The sequence below is a fragment of the Paracoccus limosus genome, assembly GCF_009711185.1.
In the GTDB taxonomy this organism is placed as follows: domain Bacteria; phylum Pseudomonadota; class Alphaproteobacteria; order Rhodobacterales; family Rhodobacteraceae; genus Paracoccus; species Paracoccus limosus.
In genome coordinates, this window is the sequence record NZ_WMIF01000015.1 from 48,539 (window position 1) to 66,643 (window position 18,105).

The 18,105-nt window shown below is 69.2% G+C and carries 16 protein-coding genes; 10 read left to right on the top strand and 6 right to left on the bottom strand.

Annotated elements, in window-relative coordinates; all coding sequences use genetic code 11:
• Window positions 1–19: 19 nt before the first annotated feature.
• The 4 genes from GL279_RS11725 (at window position 20) to GL279_RS11740 (ending at window position 5,401) form a co-directional block, all read left to right on the top strand.
• Complete coding sequence (locus GL279_RS11725; protein WP_155064828.1) at window positions 20–1,060, top strand: ABC transporter permease; 1,041 nt, start codon at window positions 20–22, stop codon at window positions 1,058–1,060.
• Between the two features lie 85 nt (window positions 1,061–1,145).
• The gene (locus GL279_RS11730) at window positions 1,146–2,093 is read left to right on the top strand and encodes a D-ribose ABC transporter substrate-binding protein (protein ID WP_155064829.1); all 948 of its coding nucleotides are present in this window, start codon (window positions 1,146–1,148) and stop codon (window positions 2,091–2,093) included.
• A 120-nt stretch (window positions 2,094–2,213) separates the two neighbouring features.
• Window positions 2,214–3,737, top strand: a complete 1,524-nt coding sequence (locus GL279_RS11735; protein WP_155064830.1) for an FGGY-family carbohydrate kinase — start codon at window positions 2,214–2,216, stop codon at window positions 3,735–3,737.
• The gene (locus tag GL279_RS11740; protein ID WP_155064831.1) at window positions 3,734–5,401 is read left to right on the top strand and encodes a glycerol-3-phosphate dehydrogenase/oxidase; all 1,668 of its coding nucleotides are present in this window, start codon (window positions 3,734–3,736) and stop codon (window positions 5,399–5,401) included. Before GL279_RS11735 ends, GL279_RS11740 begins: the two co-directional genes overlap by 4 nt.
• A 91-nt stretch (window positions 5,402–5,492) precedes the next feature.
• Here GL279_RS11740 and lpdA read toward each other — a convergent pair whose 3' ends face one another.
• The 4 genes from lpdA to GL279_RS11760 are packed head-to-tail and all read right to left on the bottom strand — an operon-like array spanning window position 5,493 to window position 10,463.
• On the bottom strand, window positions 5,493–6,881 hold the full coding sequence (gene lpdA, locus GL279_RS11745) for a dihydrolipoyl dehydrogenase (RefSeq protein ID WP_155064832.1): 1,389 nt from the start codon (window positions 6,879–6,881) through the stop codon (window positions 5,493–5,495).
• Window position 6,882: 1 nt separating this feature from the next.
• Window positions 6,883–8,187, bottom strand: a complete 1,305-nt coding sequence (locus tag GL279_RS11750; RefSeq protein WP_155064833.1) for a dihydrolipoamide acetyltransferase family protein — start codon at window positions 8,185–8,187, stop codon at window positions 6,883–6,885.
• A 1-nt stretch (window position 8,188) separates the two neighbouring features.
• Complete coding sequence (locus GL279_RS11755; RefSeq protein WP_155064834.1) at window positions 8,189–9,205, bottom strand: alpha-ketoacid dehydrogenase subunit beta; 1,017 nt, start codon at window positions 9,203–9,205, stop codon at window positions 8,189–8,191.
• A gap of 1 nt (window position 9,206) precedes the next feature.
• Complete coding sequence (locus tag GL279_RS11760) at window positions 9,207–10,463, bottom strand: 3-methyl-2-oxobutanoate dehydrogenase (2-methylpropanoyl-transferring) subunit alpha (protein ID WP_155064835.1); 1,257 nt, start codon at window positions 10,461–10,463, stop codon at window positions 9,207–9,209.
• A gap of 242 nt (window positions 10,464–10,705) precedes the next feature.
• Here GL279_RS11760 and GL279_RS11765 point away from each other — a divergent pair, with 242 nt between their 5' ends.
• Window positions 10,706–11,188: an Lrp/AsnC family transcriptional regulator gene (locus GL279_RS11765; RefSeq protein ID WP_155064836.1), complete on the top strand. Its 483-nt coding sequence runs from the start codon at window positions 10,706–10,708 to the stop codon at window positions 11,186–11,188.
• On the opposite strand, the gene GL279_RS11770 is transcribed toward GL279_RS11765, so the two are convergent.
• Window positions 11,185–12,066: a LysR family transcriptional regulator gene (locus tag GL279_RS11770; RefSeq protein WP_343039791.1), complete on the bottom strand. Its 882-nt coding sequence runs from the start codon at window positions 12,064–12,066 to the stop codon at window positions 11,185–11,187. The genes GL279_RS11765 and GL279_RS11770 overlap by 4 nt on opposite strands.
• A gap of 94 nt (window positions 12,067–12,160) precedes the next feature.
• Between GL279_RS11770 and GL279_RS11775 the strand changes: the two genes are divergently transcribed.
• Window positions 12,161–12,607, top strand: a complete 447-nt coding sequence (locus GL279_RS11775) for a PACE efflux transporter (RefSeq protein ID WP_155064837.1) — start codon at window positions 12,161–12,163, stop codon at window positions 12,605–12,607.
• 99 nt (window positions 12,608–12,706) lie between these two features.
• Here GL279_RS11775 and GL279_RS11780 read toward each other — a convergent pair whose 3' ends face one another.
• Window positions 12,707–13,618: a nucleoside hydrolase gene (locus tag GL279_RS11780; RefSeq protein ID WP_155064838.1), complete on the bottom strand. Its 912-nt coding sequence runs from the start codon at window positions 13,616–13,618 to the stop codon at window positions 12,707–12,709.
• 161 nt (window positions 13,619–13,779) lie between these two features.
• Between GL279_RS11780 and GL279_RS11785 the strand changes: the two genes are divergently transcribed.
• Genes GL279_RS11785 through GL279_RS11800 form a run of 4 tightly spaced genes read left to right on the top strand, consistent with a single transcriptional unit; the run spans window position 13,780 to window position 18,072 of the window.
• On the top strand, window positions 13,780–14,754 hold the full coding sequence (locus GL279_RS11785) for an ROK family protein (protein WP_155064839.1): 975 nt from the start codon (window positions 13,780–13,782) through the stop codon (window positions 14,752–14,754).
• A complete protein-coding gene (locus GL279_RS11790) occupies window positions 14,751–15,956 on the top strand; it encodes a class II D-tagatose-bisphosphate aldolase non-catalytic subunit (RefSeq protein WP_155064840.1) in 1,206 nt (401 codons plus the stop codon). The genes GL279_RS11785 and GL279_RS11790 overlap by 4 nt, the downstream gene beginning before the upstream one ends.
• Window positions 15,950–17,053 carry an N-acetylglucosamine-6-phosphate deacetylase gene (locus GL279_RS11795; RefSeq protein WP_155064841.1) on the top strand — a complete coding sequence of 368 codons (1,104 nt, stop codon included), beginning with the start codon at window positions 15,950–15,952 and terminating at the stop codon, window positions 17,051–17,053. The genes GL279_RS11790 and GL279_RS11795 overlap by 7 nt, the downstream gene beginning before the upstream one ends.
• Window positions 17,050–18,072, top strand: coding sequence for a CobW family GTP-binding protein (locus GL279_RS11800; protein WP_155064842.1), 1,023 nt, complete (start codon window positions 17,050–17,052; stop codon window positions 18,070–18,072). Before GL279_RS11795 ends, GL279_RS11800 begins: the two co-directional genes overlap by 4 nt.
• The last annotated feature ends 33 nt before the right edge of the window (window positions 18,073–18,105 follow it).

Below are 18,105 nucleotides of genomic sequence, written 5' to 3' on the forward strand. Positions count from 1 at the left end.
ATGTGAGGGAGGAAAACCCATGTCCGCAACCACCGCCCCGGCGCATCCGGCCCGCAAGTCCAATTTCAGCATCGGCCGCATCCTGCTGGAAGGCCGCGCCTTTTTCGCCCTGATCGCCATCATCGCGGTCTTTTCGTTCCTGTCACCGAACTATTTCACCCTGTCGAACTTCCTGATCATGTCCTCGCAGGTGGCGATCTACGGCATCCTGTCCATCGGTATGCTTCTGGTGATCCTGAACGGCGGGATCGATCTGTCTGTGGGCTCGATCCTGGCACTGTGCGGCGTCGTCGCAGGCGCGATGATGCAAGGGGTCGAGCTGGACTGGGCAGGGGTCATCCTTTACCCGCCGGTCTGGGCCGTGGTGGTGCTGACCATCGCCGTTGGCGGGGCAGTGGGCGCGCTGAACGGGGTGCTGATCTCGGTCTTCAAAGTGCCGCCCTTTGTCGCCACGCTGGGGGTGATGTATGTCGCGCGTGGTGTTGCGCTGCTGATGACCAACGGCCTGACCTACAACAACCTGCGCGGCGCGCCCGAGTTGGGCAATACCGGCTTCAACTGGCTGGGCTTCAACCGCATCGCGGGAGTTCCAATCTCGGTCATCGTGCTGGCGACCATCGCCATCTTGGCCGGGCTGATGCTGTCGCGTTCGGCCTTTGGCCGCTGGCTTTACGCCTCGGGCGGCAATGAGCGTGCAGCCGAGCTGTCGGGCGTGCCGACGCGCCGGGTCAAGATCACCGTTTACACGATCTCGGGCGCGCTGGCGGCGATTGCCGGGCTGGTGCTCAGCTCGCAGCTGACCTCGGCCGGGCCCACTGCCGGCACCACCTATGAGCTGACGGCCATCGCGGCGGTCGTCATCGGCGGCGCGGCGCTGACCGGCGGGCGCGGCACGGTGCGCGGCACCATGCTGGGCGCCTTTGTCATCGGCTTTCTGTCGGCGGGCCTCGTCATCATCGGGGTGTCGTCCTACTGGCAGACGGTGTTCACCGGCGCGGTGATCGTCCTCGCGGTGCTGATGAACTCGATCCAATACGGGCGCGGTGGCCGCAAGAGCTGACGCGCAGACCTTTGCGCCGGGGCGGAACGGCCGCCCGGCGAAAGCCTGCCTTCGGGCAGTGAATTAACCCAAGGGAGTGAGACCAATGTTCAAACTGACCCGTCGCGCGCTGCTGGCCGCCGCTGCGTCGCTGCCGCTGATGGCCGCCGCCGCCTCGGCCGAAGGGCTGATCTCGATCATCGTCAACGACCCGGCGAACCCCTATTGGTTCACCGAAGGCGAGGTCGCCAAGAAGACCGCCGAGGAGATGGGATATACCGCCAATGTCGGCGCCCACCGTGGCGACACCAACGCCGAAAGCACCCTGATCGACACCGCGATCACCAACAAGTCGGTTGCGATCATCCTTGACCCGGCCAATGCCGATGGCTCGGTCGGTGCTGTGCAAAAGGCGGTCGATGCCGGCATTCCGGTGATCCTCGTCAATGCCGAGATCAACCAGGAAGGTCTGGCCAAGGCGCAGCTGGTGTCGAACAACGCCCAGGGCGCCGCGCTTGGCGCGCAGGCCTGGGTCGAGGCGGTCGGCGACAAGGGCAAATATGTCGAACTGTTCGGCGCCCCTTCGGACAACAACGCCCAGACCCGCTCGAACGGCTATGAGACCGTGCTGAGCCAATACCCGGATCTGGAAAAGGTGGGTCAGGAAGTCGCCGACTGGGACCGCACCAAGGGTTACCAGAAGATGCAGTCGCTGCTGCAGGCCAATCCCGACATCAACGGCGTGATCTCGGGCAACGACGAGATGGCGCTGGGGGCGATCGCCGCGCTGAAAGAGGCGGGCAAGCTGAACGCCGTCAAGGTCGGCGGCTTTGACGGCTCGCCCGATGCGGTCGCGGCAGTGAAGGCGGGTGAACTGCAATATACCGTGCTGCAGCCGGTTGCCGTGTTCTCGGCGGCGGCGGTCAAGCAGGCGGATTCGGTGATCAAGACCGGCAAGACCGGCGTGGATACCGAAAAGCAGCTGTTCGACTGCATGCTGATCGACCAGTCGAACGCCGACAAATACACGGCGCCCTTCGTGCTGGAACAATAAGACCACCATGGTGGCGCGGGCCCCCCTCGCGCCTCATTGGTCCCGCGCCTGCCTCCCCCCCGGGGCGCGGGACCACCCCGATGACCGGCCCGGCCCCGTCCGGGCACGACGAGGAAACCCATGCCCCTGCTTCTTGGCGTCGACAATGGCCTGACGGTCACCAAGGCGGTCGTCTTTGACGAAACCGGCCGGGTGCTGGCGCTGGCGCGCCGCCGGGTGCCCCAGATCATGCCCGCCCCGCATCATGTCGAACGCGACATGGATGTGCTTTGGACCCAGACCGCCGCCGCCATTGCCGAGGCGGTCGCCGCCTGTGGCCGCCCGGCGTCGGAAATCGCCGCCGTCGCCGCCACGGCGCATGGCGATGGCGTCTATCTGCTGGACGCCGCCCGCCGCCCGCTGGGCCATGGCATCCTGTCGCTCGACAGTCGCGCCGCAGCGACCGTGGCCGCATGGCAGACCGATGGCACCGCCCGCCGCGCGCTTATGCGCACCGGGCAGATGCCGCATGCCTCGGCCCCTTCGGCGCTGCTCGCGCATCTGCGCGATCATCAGCCCGACCGTTTTGCCCGCATCGCCCATGTGCTGGCCTGCAAGGACTGGCTGCGCTTTTGCCTGACCGGCCGCATCGCCACCGACCTGACCGAGGCCAGCACCTCGTTCACCGATGTCGCAACCCAAGGCTATGCGCCCGACATCCCCGACCTGTTCGGTCTGGGGGCGCTTTCGGGTGCCCTGCCGCCGGTGCTGGCGCCGGCCGGCATCGCAGGCCATGTCACGCCCGAGGCCGCCGCCCTGACCGGGCTGATCGCCGGCACGCCGGTCGCCGCCGGGTTGCATGACGTGACCGCCTCGGCGCTTGGCGCGGGCGGGCATCGCGCCGGCACCGTCGCCATCGTCGCCGGCACCTATTCGATCAACGAAACCGTCTCAGAGGCGCCGCGCGTCGATGAACGCTGGTTCTGCCGCAACGGGCTGGCCTTGGGCGAATGGAACAACATGGCGATTTCGCCAGCCTCTGCCGCCAATTACGACTGGTTCCTAGACACGCTCTGCGGCGCCGAACGCCGCGAGGCCGAGGCGGCCGGCCGCGCCTTTCACGCCGAGATCATCCCCGAGATCGAGGCCGCGATGGCCCGCCCCTCGACCGCGCTGTTCCATCCGTTCCTGTTCGGCTCGCCCATGGGCGCCGAGGCCAGCGCCGGATTCTTTGGCCTGCGCGGCTGGCAGGATCGCGGCGACATGCTGCGCGCGGTGATCGAGGGCATCGCCTTCAACCACCGCATCCATGTCGATGCCCTGCGCGACGGCTTTGCCCCGCAGGCCGCGCGGCTGACGGGCGGCATCTCGCGCAGCCCGCTGTTTGCGCAGCTCTTTGCCGATGCGCTGGCGATGCCGGTGTCAGTCAGCGCCACGGATGAGGCCGCGGCCTGGGGCGCGGCGCTTTGTGCCGGCGCGGCGGTCGGGCTTTATGACGATCCGCGCGCCGATCCGCGCGACATGGCGGCGCTTGTCACCACCTATTCCCCCGATCCCGACCGGGCGGCGGCACTGGCCGCGCGCTTTGACGTCTTTACCGAACTGGGCCGTGCGCTCGCTCCGATCTGGCCGCGGATCGAGGCGCTGGCGAAAGGAACCGCATGAGCGCCGCATCCCCGCAAGACATCGACGTGCTGATCCTTGGCGCCGGCATCAATGGCGCGGGCCTGTTTCGCGACCTTTGCGAACAGGGCGTCACCTGTATCATCTCGGACAAGGGCGATTTCGGCGGCGGCACCTCGGCCGCCCCTTCGCGGCTGATCCATGGCGGCATCAAATATCTGGAAACGGGCGAGCTGGGACTGGTCGCGCAATCGACGCTGGAACGCAACCTGCTGCTGAAAAACGCCCCACATCTGGTGCGGCCGCTGCCCACCGTGATCCCGATTTTCTCGTGGCTCAAGGGGATCCCCGCCGCGCTGCGCACGCTGATGGGCTCGACCACGGCGCCGCGCAGCCGGGGCGCGGTGCTGATGAAGATCGGCCTTGCCATGTATGATTTCTACGGCCGCCGCCACCGGGTCATGCCGCGCCATCAGCTGTGGTCGCGCCGGCGCGCGCTGCAGGAAATCCCGCCGCTGACCCCGCGCATCGTTGCTGCCGGGCAATATTACGACGCCACCGTCACCCAGCCCGAACGGCTGGTCTGGGAACTGATCGCTGACGGGCTGCGCGCCAACCCGGCCAGCCGGGCGCTGAACCACACCGCCATCGCCGGCAGCGATGGCACGCAGGTGACCCTCGGCACACCGGATGGCGCGCTGCCCCTGCGCCCGCGCCTGATCGTCAATGCCGGCGGTCCGTGGATCGACCGCATCAACGCCCAGTTTGGCCTTGCCTCGAAACTGATCGGCGGCACCAAGGGCTCGCATATCCTGCTGGACCACCCCGAGCTTCTGGCGGCCCTGAACGGCCGGATGATCTATTTCGAGGCCGATGACGGCCGCATCTGTCTGGTCTTCGACTATCTCGGCCGCGCGCTGGTCGGCTCGACCGACATCCGCGCCGACGATCCCGACAGCGTCACCTGCACCGAGGCCGAGATCGACTATTTCATGGCGGCGCTGGCCGGCCTGCTGCCGGGGCTGCAATTCGACCGCAGCCAGATCGTCTATGCCTATGCCGGCATCCGCCCGCTGCCGAATTCCGAAGGCGTGGCCCCCGGCCTGATCAGCCGCGATCACTCGGCCCCGGTCGCCGAACCCGAGGGCCAGCGTCGCTGGCCGATCATCTCGCTGGTCGGCGGCAAATGGACCACCTTCCGCGGCTTTTCCGAGGAGGTCGCCGATACGGTGCTGGCCCGCCTTGGCCACCCACGCCGCGTCTCGACCCAAGGCCTGCCGATCGGCGGTGGCCGCGACTGCCCCACGGAGGGCACCGCGCGTCAGCACTGGATCGACCAAACCGCTCGCGCCACCGGCGCCCGACCGTCGCGCGCGGCCCGGCTTCTCGACCGCTATGGCAGCACCGCCCATGCCATCCTCGCCCATGAAGGCGCGACCCCCACCATGCTGCAGGACGCGCCCGATTACAGCCTGCAGGAATTCGACTGGATGGTCCGCCATGAACAGGTCGGCCATCTCGCCGATGTCGTCATGCGCCGCAGCGCCATCGCCGTCACCGGCCAGCTTTCGACCCGCGACCTTGCCAGCATCGCTGCCCTCTGCGCCCGCGCGCTCGGCTGGGACAGCACCCGCGAACAGCAGGAACTGGCCCTGACCCGCGATCTGCTCATCGACCGCCACCGCATCCGGCTTGGCGCGGCCTGACGGCTTCTTTCGTGGTCAAATATCCCGGGGGAACGTTTTCCGCGCCCGTCGAGGGCATGGAAAACGTCGGGGGCAGAGCCCCCGGCCGCCCTCAGACATGCAGCGCCTGCCCCAGTGCCCGCAGACAGGCCTCGTGCAGTGCCTCGCCCCGGGTCGGATGGGCGTGCATGGTGCCGGTGATATCCTCCAGCCGCGCCCCCATCTCCAGCGCCAAGGCAAATCCGCCGGCCATCTCGGCGATGCCCGGACCCACGGCCTGAATGCCCAGCACCTCATGGGTATCGCTGCGCGCGGTGACGCGGACAAAGCCGCTGTCATCGGCGGCGGTCATCGCCCGGCCATTGGCGGCAAAGGAAAAGATCCCGGTCATTACCTCGATGCCCTGCGCACGGGCCTCGTCGGGCGCAAGGCCAAGGCTGACGATCTCGGGATCGGTAAAGCAGACCGCCGGGATCGCGCGCCGGTCCCAGCTGCGGCGGGTGCCGGCGACGATCTCGGCCACCATCTCGCCCTGCGCCATGGCACGATGCGCCAGCATCGGCTCGCCGGTGACATCGCCGATGGCATGGACGCCGCTCATTGACGTGCGGCAGCGCTCGTCCACCGCGATGAAAGGGCCGGCCATGGCCAGTTGCAGGCCCTCGATCCCCGCGCCGGTGGCGCGCGGGCGTCGGCCAACCGTGACGAGCACCTTGTCGGCGGCAATGTCCTCGGCGCCATCGACCCCGGCCACGCGCAGCGCGCCGGTTTCGGACAGGCCGCCGGCCCGCGCCCCGGTCAGCACCCGCACCCCCAGCGCTGCCAGCCGCTGCGCCATCGGCCGCGTCAGTTCGGCGTCATATTGCGGCAGGATGCGCGGCCCGGCCTCGATCACCGTGACCTGCGATCCCAGCTTGGCATAGGCGGTGCCCAGCTCCAGCCCGATATAGCCGCCGCCGACCACGGCCAGCCGCTCGGGCACCTCGGTCAGGGCCAGCGCCCCGGTCGAAGAAATCACCTTGCCGCCAAAGGGCAGGGTCGGCAGCTCGACCGGCTCCGAGCCGGTGGCGATCACCAGCACCTCGGTGCGGATGCGCACCGGGCCCTCGGGCGTGGTGATCTCGGCGGTCTTGCCATCGGTCAGCCGTGCCTCGCCCGTGATCAGCCGGATCCGCGCCTTGCGCAAAAGGCCGGCGATGCCGCCGGTCAGGCGGCTGACGATGCCGTCTTTCCATGCCATGGTCGCGGCCAGATCCAGCCGGGCGCCAAACGCGCCGATCCCCATCGAAGGATTCGAGGAAAGGCCGACAATCCGATGATATTCCTCGGCGGCATGGATCAGCGCCTTGGACGGGATACAGCCGGTGTTCAGGCAGGTGCCGCCGGGGCGGGCGGCATCGACCAGCACGGTGTCGACGCCCAGCTGCCCCGCGCGGATCGCGCAGACATAGCCGCCGGGGCCGGCGCCGATCACCAATAGCCTGCATTGGATCTCGCGCATCTCAGCCCTCCACGAAGATCAGCGCCGGGGTCTCCAGCAGCTCTTTCAGCCGCGCGACGAAGACGGCGGCATCCCAGCCGTCGACCACCCGGTGATCGAAGCTGCACGACAGGTTCATCATCTTGCGCGGCTCAAAGGCGGTGCCGTTCCAGAAAGGCCGCACCGCCAGCCGGTTGACGCCGACGATCGCCACCTCGGGCACGTTCAGGATCGGCGTGGTGGCGATCGCCCCCAAAGGCCCCAGCGAGGTGATGGTGATGGTCGAACCCGACAGCTCGTCGCGCCGGGCCTGACCGTCTTTGGCGGCGGCGCCCAGTCGGGCGATTTCGGCGGCAAGGCCGCGCAGGTCCAGCGCCTCGGCATGGCGCACCACCGGCACCATCAGCCCCTGCGGCGTCTGTGCGGCAATGCCCAGATGCACGGCGCCAAAGCGGCGGATCAGCCCAGCGGCGGCATCGTAATGCGCGTTCAGCATCGGCTGGTCCTGCACGGCGCGGATGATGGCGCGGGCGATGAAGGGCAGGGGATTCAGACGCAGCCCCGCTGCACCGCCTTGCAGCCGGGCGTTCATCCGCGTGCGCAGATCCTCAAGCGCGGTGGCGTCCAACTCCTCGACAATGGTGATCTGCGGCACCCGGTTTGCCGCCTCCATGCGCTCGGCAATGCGGCGGCGCAGGCCGATGACGGGGATTTCCTCGATCCTGTCATCGGGGCGCGGACCGCTGGGCGCGGGCAGGCCGCCGCTGGCGATGAAGGCGTCCAGATCCTGATGCGAGATGCGCCCCGCCGGACCCGAGCCGCGCACCAGCCGCAGATCCACCCCCGCCTCGCGGGCGCGGGCGCGGACCGAGGGCGCGGCGGTGGGCTTCTGCCCCTCGGGGCGCAGGGGGCTGGCGTTCGCGGTTGGGGGGGCGGTGTGGGGGGCAGGCCGGGGCGGTTCGGGGCGCGGTTCCGGTCTGGGGGCGGGGTCCGGGCGCGGCTCGGGCTGGGGCGGGCGCGGCTCGTCGGCCTGCGCCCCGACCTCTGCCCCGACAACGGGTGCCTCGCCCGCGACATTGCCGGCGCCGTCCACCTGCAGGCGGATCAGCTCGGCCCCGACGGCGATCATCGTGCCGGGCGTGCCGGCCTGCCAGACCACGGTGCCGGTGACGGGAGAGGGGATTTCCACCGTTGCCTTGTCGGTCATCACCGCGACCATCGGATCGTCCTCGCGCAGCACGTCGCCGGGCTGCACCAGCCATTCGGCGATCTCGGCCTCGGCAATGCCTTCGCCGATGTCGGGCATTCGGATTGCGTGGAGTCCCATCTCAGTCCACCTCGACCAGTTGACGCAAAGCCTCGGCCACCCGTGCGGGGCCGGGGAAATAGCTCCATTCATGCGTATGCGGATAGGGCGTGTCCCAGCCGGTGACGCGGCGGATCGGTGCCTCAAGATGCCAGAAACATTCCGCCTGCACCAAGGCCGCCAGCTCCGCGCCAAAGCCCGAGGTCAGCGTCGCCTCGTGCAGCACCATGCAGCGGCCGGTCTTGCGGACCGAGGTCACGATGGTTTCCATGTCCAAGGGCAGCAGGGTGCGCAGGTCGATCACCTCGGCATCGACGCCCGACTCGGCGGTGGCGGCCAGCGCGACATGGACCATGGTGCCATAGGTCAGGACCGTCACCGCCTGCCCGGCCCGGCGCAGCGCCGCCCGACCCAGCGGCACGGTATGGACGCCCTCGGGCACCTCGGCCAGCTCATGCGTCTTCCATGGCGCGACCGGCCGGTCGTGATGGCCGTCGAAGGGGCCGTTATAAAGCCGCTTCGGCTCCAGAAAGATCACCGGATCGGGGTCGGCGATGGCCGACAGCAGCAAGCCCTTGGCGTCCTGCGGGTTCGAGGGCACCACGGTCTTCAGCCCGGTGACATGGGTGAACAGCGCCTCGGGCGACTGGCTGTGGGTCTGGCCGCCAAAGATGCCACCGCCGGTGGGCATGCGGATCACCATCGGGCAGGTGAACTGCCCGGCCGAGCGATAGCGCAGCCGCGCCGCCTCGGACACGATCTGGTCATAGGCGGGATAGACGTAATCGGCGAACTGGATTTCCACCACCGGCTTCAACCCGTAAGCCGCCATGCCGATGCCGGCACCGACGATGCCGGATTCGTTGATCGGCGTGTCGAAACAGCGGGTCTTGCCGTATTTCGCCTGCAGGCCGGCGGTGCAGCGGAACACGCCACCGAAATAGCCCACATCCTCGCCAAAGACGACCACGCCGGGGTCTTGTCCCATGGCCACGTCCAGCGCGTCGCGGATCGCCTCGATCATCGTCATGCGTGCCATGTCAGAACCCCGCCTCGTGACGTTGCTTCAGCAGATGCGGCGGCATTTCGGCATAGACATCGCGGAACATGTCGGCGTGGCTGGGGTGCTGGCCGTGATGCAGGGTGCCGATGGCCTCGGCGCGCTTTTGCTCGGCGGTGATGGTGGCAAGGATCTCGGCCTCGGTCTGGGCGTGGCGTTCGTCCGACCAGACGCCAAGCGCGATCAGGTGGTTTTTCAGCCGCAGGATCGGATCGCCGAGCGGCCAGGCGTTGCTTTCCTCGGCCGGGCGATAGGCCGAAGGGTCGTCCGAGGTGGAATGGCCGCCGGCGCGATAGGTGACATATTCGATCATCGTCGGGCCAAGGTTGCGCCGGGCGCGTTCCGCCGCCCACCGTGCCACCGCCATCACCGCCAGATAGTCGTTGCCATCCACCCGCAGCGAGGGGATGCCAAAGCCCAGCCCCCGCGCCGCGAACGTCCCCGAGCCGCCGCGCGCAATGCCCTGAAAGGTCGAGATGGCCCATTGGTTGTTCACCACGTTCAGCACCACCGGCGCCTTGTAGGTCGAGGCAAAGACCAGCGCGGCGTGAAAATCGCTTTCCGCCGTCGAGCCGTCGCCGATCCAGGCTGCCGCGATCCTGCGGTCGCCCGAAATGGCCGAGGCCATGGCCCAGCCCACCGCCTGAATATATTGCGTGGCCAGATTGCCCGAGATGGTAAAGAAACCATGCTCTTTCGAGGAATACATCACCGGCAGCTGGCGGCCGCGCATCGGGTCCTCGGCGTTGCCGAAGACCTGATTCATCATCAGGCTGACCGGATAACCCGCCGCGATCAGCAGCCCCGCCTGACGATAGGTCGGAAAGTTCATGTCGCCCGGCGCCAGTGCGCGCTGAAAGCCGCAGGAAATCGCCTCTTCGCCCAGATGCTGCATATAGAAGCTGGTCTTTTGCTGGCGCTGTGCGTTCAGCATCCGCGCGTCGTAGATGCGCAGGGTCATCATGTGGCGCAGGCCGGTCAGCAGATCCTCGGGCGTCTGGTCCAGCGCCTCGGCCCAGGGGCCCACGGCCTCGCCCTCGCGGTTCAGGACGCGGATGATGGTGAAGGCCAGATCGCGGATCGCCTCGGGATCGGCATCGACCTCGGGGCGGCGCACGGTGCCGGCGCGCGGGATCACCACATGCGAGAAATCGGGCTGACCGCCGGGCCGCACCTCTGGTTCTGGCACGGTCAGGCTAAGGGGTGGCAGCGGGGCGTCGGGATCGGTCGCGGGCATGGCGGCTCCGTCTGGATGACTGGGGGCGGCGGATGGGTCCGGTCTGTGCGCCATCATCCCACCCCCGGCGCCTTGCGTCCAAGCATTCCTTGCCCGGCCGTGCCGGCCGCGACTTCGGTGGTCATGCGCTCCTCCCCTGGCATCCCCAAGGATCAGGCTAGATCCGCCTGCCGAGGACAGGTGTTGCAATCTGGGCGGTTCGGGGGCTGGAAAGCAAAACGCTTGTCCGCCATACTGACCCAATGGCAGACAAGCGTCACGAAATTCCCGTACTCGACGAAACGGACCGCCGCATCTTGCGGGTGATCCAATCCGCCGACGACCTTTCCATCCGCGAGATCGCCGACCGCGCCGGCATCAGCCATACGCCTTGCTGGCGGCGGATGCAGGCGATGGAGGCGGCAGGGGTGATCGCGGGCCGCCGCCACCGTCTGGACCGGCAGGCGATGGGGTTGCAGGTGCGGGCATGGTGCATGGTCACGCTGAAGATTCACGACAGCGCCACGCTGCCCGATTTCGAACGCGCCGTGGCCCGCATCCCCGAGGTGATCGGCTGCGCCCTGCTGACCGGGCAAGAGGATTACATGCTGGAAATCGTCACCGTCGACCTGCGCAGCTTCGAGGCGCTGCTCAAGGACCGGCTGCTGCCACTGCCGGGCGTGCAGCACCTGTCCAGCCGCATCGCCCTGCGCGATATTCTGGCGGATCGGCCGCTGCCGGCCTAGTCGATCTTCTGGGCCGCCAGCCTTTCGCGCAGCCAGCGCGCGGCGGGGCCGCAGGGGCGCTGCTTGTGCCAGACCATCTCCAGCGCGACGGGGTGATTGCCGCGATCAAAGCTCAGCTTCGGCATCGCCAGTTCAGGCGCCACCGGCGATTCGCGCATGATGTGATTGGGGATCAGCGCCCAGCCCAGACCCTGCCGCAGCATCTGCAGGATCACCCAATGGCTTTCGACCCACCAGACCTCGGCGGCCACGCGCAGCCGCTGCTTTTCCGGCCCCTCGGTGCGACCCGAGACCATGATCTGGCGAAAGCGCTTCAGATCCTCCCAGCCGACCGGACCTTCGGCCAGCGGATGATCGCGGCCGCAGACCAGCCGCAACGGCACCCAGCCCAGCGTCAGAAAGCCCAGTTCGGGCGGCAGCTGTTCCTGCCGCCACATCACGCCTAGATCGGCCTTGCCATCCAGCACCAAGCGGCTGGTGTCCTCCATGGTGGGAAACAGCAATTCCAGCTCGACATGCGGGAAATCGCGGGCGAAATCGGCGAACAGCTCGCCCACCGCCGGCTCGGGGTAAAGCTCGTCAAAGGCCACGGCCAGCCGGTGCTCGACATGGCTTTCCAGCCCCGCCGCGACCCCGATCAGATGCTGGCGCCGGTCAAGGATCAGCCGCGCCTCGGGCAAGAGCCGCACCCCCGCCACCGTCAACACCGGGTTGCGCCCCGAGCGGTCGAAGAGCTCCAACCCCAGATCGATCTCCAGATTGGCGATCTGGGTGCTGATCGCCGACTGCGCCTTGCCAAGCGCCCGCCCCGCCGCAGAAAACGAGCCATGCTCGGCCGCCGCAGCAAAGGCCGCCAGCTGTTCGATCGAAACACTCACCTATCTCATTTCCAGATGGCAGCCAACTTTCCTTTCGCAGGATGCCAGATAGAACCCCCCTCGCACAACCACATGAACCGATGACGAGCCTGATATGACCACCCGCAGCCTGCCCGACCGCCTTCGCCACGCCCTCAGCTTCGAGTTGATTGGGCTTGCGATTTTCACCCCGCTTGCTGCACTGGTCTTTGACCAGCCGGCCCAGCACATGGGTGTGGTGGGGCTGGTCGCCGCGACCGTGGCGACGCTGTGGAATCTGGTGTTCAACATGGGCTTCGACCGGGCCATGGTTGCGCTGACCGGCAGTGCGGTCAAGTCGATCCGGGTGCGGATCCTGCACACGCTGCTGTTCGAGGCCGGTCTGGTGCTGGCTCTGGTGCCGATGCTGGCATGGTATCTGGGCATCGGGCTCTGGCAGGCACTGGCGATGGATCTGGCGATCGTGGTCTTTTACCTCGTCTATACCTTCTTCTTCAATCTGGCCTATGACCGGATCTTCCCGCTGCCCCAACCTAGGCGGCAACCAATCCCCGCCGCCTGAGGACCCAGCGCCCGGCTTCTTTCGTGCCCAAATATCCCCGCCGGAGGCCCCGGCCGCGCCAATCGCACTGCCGCCTGCCACCGGCGCGCGGCCATTGCCTCAGGCGCCGTGCCGGGCCAGCGTGTCCATGAACAGGCCCTTGATCGCCGCCGCATCGCAATCCAGCGCCGCCCGGCTCTGTGCCGCGCCCGCCCGGCGCACGGTGCGGCCCGATTGCGCCGCCGAGGTGATGGCGGCCAGCCCGGTCTCTTCGCAGGTGAACAGATCGGGCCTGATGCAGGCGATCACCGCCATCGGGTCATGCAGCGCGCAGCCCGGCTGGCCCAGCGAGGCATAAAAATCCAGATAAAGCCCGGCCATGTCGCGCAACAGCCCGCCGTCCTGTGGCGCGGCGCCGGCCAGCGCCTCGAAATCGCCTGCGACCATCTGGGCGCGCATGGTCACATCCAGCCCGATCATCGTCACATCCGCACCCGAGCGCAGCACGATGTCCATGGCATCGGGGTCGTGATAGGCATTGGCCTCGGCATGGGCCGAGATATTGCCCGGCGCGTCCAAAGCCCCGCCCATCAGCACGATCCGGCGGATATTGCCGGCGAATTCCGGGTCCAGCCGGATCGCCTGCGCGACATTGGTGATCGGCCCGACCGGGCATAGCGTGATCTCGCCCGGCATCTCGCGCGCCAGCCGGGTCATGAAGCGCGCCGCATCCTCGGTGATGGCGCGGCCCTGCGGCGCGGGGGCAGGGCGGTGGCCAAAGCCCTCGGCGCCATGGATATGTGCTGGCGGCACAAACGGCGGCAGGACCAGCGGCCGGCCCGCGCCTTGCGCCACCGGGATCTGCAGCCCGCAATGCTCGACCAGCGCCAGCGCGTTGCGGGTGGCGGTCTCGACAGAGACATTGCCAAAGACGGTGGTCAGGCCGATCAGCTCGATCCCGGGGTGGCGGGCGGCGAACAGGATGGCCATGGCATCGTCAATGCCGGGGTCGGTGTCGATCAGCAGCTTCATCGCGGGCGGTCCTTGCGGTTTTCGGCGCAGGCTAGCGGTGGCGGCGGGCGGGCGCAATCTGGCCCGCTCTCTCGCGCCGAAGGACGCAATCTGACACTCGCGCCGGGGCCGCGCCCATGCGATAAGCCATGGCAAAGCGATCAGGATCAGGGGCTTTCCTTATGCCAGCCACGCCAAGCGGCGCCATCGACCTGGGCGGAACCAAGATCGAAGCCCGGCTTTTCGATGCGGCGATGCAGACGCTGGAGCTGCGCCGGGTGCCGACGCCGACCGGGGATTTCGACAGCTTTCTGGCGGCGCTGGTTGGCCAGATCCGCTGGCTGGAAGGGCGGGCCGGCGATCCCGCCCTGCCGGTGGCGCTGTCGGTCGCGGGCGTGGTCGCGCCGGACACCGGCCTGTGCACAGCGGCCAATATCCCGATCACCGGCCGGCCGCTGGGCCAGGCGCTGCAGGCGGCGCTGGGGCGGGCGCTGCCGCTGATCAACGATTGCATGGCCTTTGCCTATTCCGAGGCGCATGGCGGCGCGGGCGATGACGCGGGCGATGACGCGGGCGAGGGCGCGGGCGAGGGCGCGGTGCTGGGGCTGGTCCTGGGCACCGGGGTCGGCGCCGGGCTGGTCATCGGCGGCCGCATCCCGCCGCGCCACGCCGGGCTTGCGGTCGAGATCGGCCATGTCGGCATCCCCGCGCGGGCGCTGGCACGCCATGGGCTGCCGCTCTGGCGCTGCGGCTGCGGGCGCGAGGGCTGTTTTGAAAATTACGTCTCGGGCACCGGCCTGCGCCGCATCGCCGCCTGGGCGGGCATCGAGGATGCCGACCCCGCCCGGCTTGCCGCGCGCATCCCGCGCGATCCGCTTGCGGCGCGGGTCATGGCGATCTGGACCGACCTTGCCGGCGAGATGCTGGATACGCTGCAACTGCTTCTGGACCCGCAGGTGATCGTGCTGGGCGGCGGGCTGTCGAACCTGCCCGACCTGCCGGCGCGGCTGCAGGGGGCGCTTGCGGCCTTGCGGCTGGGGCAGGCGCGGGCGCCGCTGATCCGGGTGGCGCGCCATGGCGACAGTTCCGGCGCGCGCGGCGCGGCGCTGATGGCGCGCGCGGGGCTGGCGGATTCCGGCCTGCGGGCGGCACGATGACCGATCTGCTGACCCCGATCGTGCGCGCCGTGCGCCAGCAGATCGGACAGGCGATCCCGGCGGTGGCCTCGGTGCTGCCCGATGTGATCGCCGCCGCGCTGCGGCAGGCGCGTGACCATGACATGCCGGCGCTGATCGAGGCGCCCGCCGATGAGGTCAACCGATTTGGCGGCAGCTCGGGCCTGACGCCGGACGGGTTCGCGGCGCTGGTGCGCGGCATCGCGGCGAGCCAGAACCTTGACCGGGTGCCGCTGATCCTTGGGGCGGCGGGTCTTGGCCCCCTGCCCACGGCGGGGCTGGGGCGCGAGGCCGCCCTGCTGCGCGCCGAACGCGAGGTGATGGATTTCGCGGCGGCGGGCTTTACCCGCCTGCAATTCCACGGCCCCGACGCCGAAAGCGTGGCGCGGCTGGTTGCCGCGGCCGAGGCCAGCGCCCCCGCGCCCGCCGCGCTGTGCCATGCCCTGCCGGCCGATTTCGTGCCCGATGGCGACGTGACCACGCCCGAGACGCTGGCCCGCGCGCTGGATCTGCACGAGGCGGCCTTTGCCGGCGCCGGCCTGGGGCCGGCGGTCTGGCGGCGCGTGCGCACGGTCGTGGTGCGGCTGGGCCTTGGCTATGGCCCGACCTATGTCGAGCGTTTCGACATGGAACAGCCCGACCTGCTGAGCGCGGTCTTGCAGGACCGCGACCGCATCGCACTGGAGGTGCGCGGCGCGGATTACCAGACGGCCAGCGCCTGTGCCGACCTGACGCGGCGCAATGTGGCGGTGCTGGGCCTGGGCCCGGCGCTGAGCTTTGCCTGGCGCGAGGCGCTTTATGCGCTGTCGCATGTGCATGGCTGGACCAGCGGCAGCGCGCATGTCTCGGAGCGGATGGAGGCGCTGATGCTGGCCGATCCCGCCGCATGGGGGGCCGATGATCCGGCCACCGCGCATCTGGCGACCGATGCGCAACAGCGCATGTTGCGCCATTTCGGCTTTCTCGACCGCATCCGGCATTACTGGCCCAGGGCGCGCCCCGAACTGGAGGCGATGGCCGATGACCTGCAGGCCAGCGGCATGCCCTATCCGCTGCTGCTGCAATACCTGCCGCCCGAGACGCTGGGCCGGGCCGCCCGGCTGGACCTGCCGCCGGCGCAGGCCATCCTGCAGGCGCAGGTCGAACAGGCGCTCGCCCCCTGCTATCCCGAGGAAATATGCTGATCTCTGCCGATCTTGTCTGGAGCCGCGGCGCGTTGCGGCCGGGGCTGGCCGTCGAAACCCGCGCCGGGCGGGTGGCGGCGCTACGACCGCTGGGCGCGGATACGCCCGACCTGCACCTGCCGCTGCTGATGCCGGGGCTGACCGATCTGCAGGTGAATGGCGGCGGCGGGGTGCTGTTCAACGCCGAGCCCTCGGTCGCGGGCATCACAGCCATCGCTGCCGCGCATCGCAGGCTTGGCACGGCGCGGATCCTGCCCACGGTCATCACCGACACCCCCGAGGTGATCGAGGCCGCCGCCGCGGCCGTGATCGCCGCCCGCGCCGAGGGGCTGGCCCAGATCGACGGCATCCATATCGAGGGGCCGCATATCGCGCCCGAGCGGCGCGGCACGCATGATGCGCGTTTCATCCGGCCGCTGGACACCCGCACGCTGGCGGTGCTGGCGCGGCTGCGCGCCGCCGATGTGCCGGTGCTACTGACGCTGGCGCCGGAATGCTGCGACCCGGCGCTGCTGGCGCAGGCGGTGGGTCTGGGCGTCGTGGTCTCGGCCGGGCACAGCCGCGCCGATGCCGGCCAGACCCGCGCGGCGCTTGCTGCGGGTGTGGGCATGTTCACCCATCTTTACAATGCCATGCCGCAGATGCAGTCGCGCGATCCCGGCATCATCGCGGCGGCGCTGCTGTCGGATGCGTGGTGCGGGCTGATCGCCGACGGCATCCATGTCGCGCCCGAGATGCTGGCTTTGGCCATGGCCGCCCGGCCGCGCCGCGACCGCTGCTTCCTCGTCTCGGATGCCATGCCGACGGTGGGCGGGCCGGATCGGTTCCGGCTTTATGGCATGGATATCGCGGTGCGTGACGGCGCGCTCGTCAACCCCGAGGGCGCACTGGCGGGCGCGCATGTCAGCCTGCTTGATTGCGTGCAGCGGCTGGTGGCGCTGACCGGCACCGCGCCGGGCCGCGCCATCGCCATGGCGGGCGATCTGCCGCGCCGGGCCATGCGCCTGCCACCCCTGCGGATTGCACGTGGCATGGCCGTGGCCGATCTGATCGCGCTTGACGCCGATCTGCGCCTGCTGCCGGATCCGGTGCCATGATCCCGGTCTATCTGCTGACCGGATTTCTGGGCGCGGGCAAGACGACCCTGGTCAACCGCATGGTCGCCGGGCGGCGCGACACCGCGCTGGTGGTGAACGAATTCGGCGCGGTCGCCGTCGATCACCACCTTGTCCTGCGCGGGCGCGAGATGCCGGTGGTGACCTCGACCGGCTGCATCTGCTGCACGCGTGGCAGCGATCTGCGCGCTTCGCTGGGCGAGCTGTTGCACGGCCGCCAGCAGGGCGCCTTGCCCGAATTTTCGCGCGTCATCGTCGAGACGACGGGGCTGGCCGATCCCGCCCCGATCATCAACAGCCTGATCCCCGGTGGCCTGCCGGCCATGGCGCTGCGCGACCATGCGGTGGCGCGCGCCTTTCAGCTGGCCCGCGTCATCACCGTGCTGGACGTGACCATGTCGCCCGACCTGCTGGCCGCGCATCCCGAGATGCTGCGCCAGCTGGCCTTTGCCGATGACATCGTGCTGACCCATGCCGGGCCGGATGCCGCAGCGGACTGGCCGGCGCGGCTGCGCGGGATCAACCCGGCGGCGCGGTTGCATGATGCGGGGGACCCGGGCTTTGATCCGCAGGCGCTGCTGGCGCCGGGCAGCTATTCTGGTCTTGGCCGCCCCGAGGCCATGGCCGGCTGGCTGGCCGAGGCCATGGCGCCCGAGGCGGGGGCCGAACGGCATGGCGGGTTGGGCTCGCTGGTGCTGACCGGCGGGCCGGCGCGCGATGCCAGCGGCTGGCAGGGCTGGCTGCAAGGGCTGGCGGCTCTGCCGGGGATGCTGCGGGCCAAGGGGTTTTTGGCCGTGCCGGGCGCGCCGGGGCCGCTGCTGGCGCATGTGGTCGGCCATCGCGCCTATCCGCTGCAGGCGCTGGCGGACTGGCCCGCGGGGGTGCTACCCGAAACCCGGCTGGTGGTCATCGGCACCGGGCTTGACGCGGGCGCGCTGCGCCGCCGCTTTCTTGCCGCGACCACCAGTGCGCCCGGGGCGCTGCCAGGGCTGGGCGGCTAGGGCCATGCAACCTTGGTCGCAAAAGCGGTCATA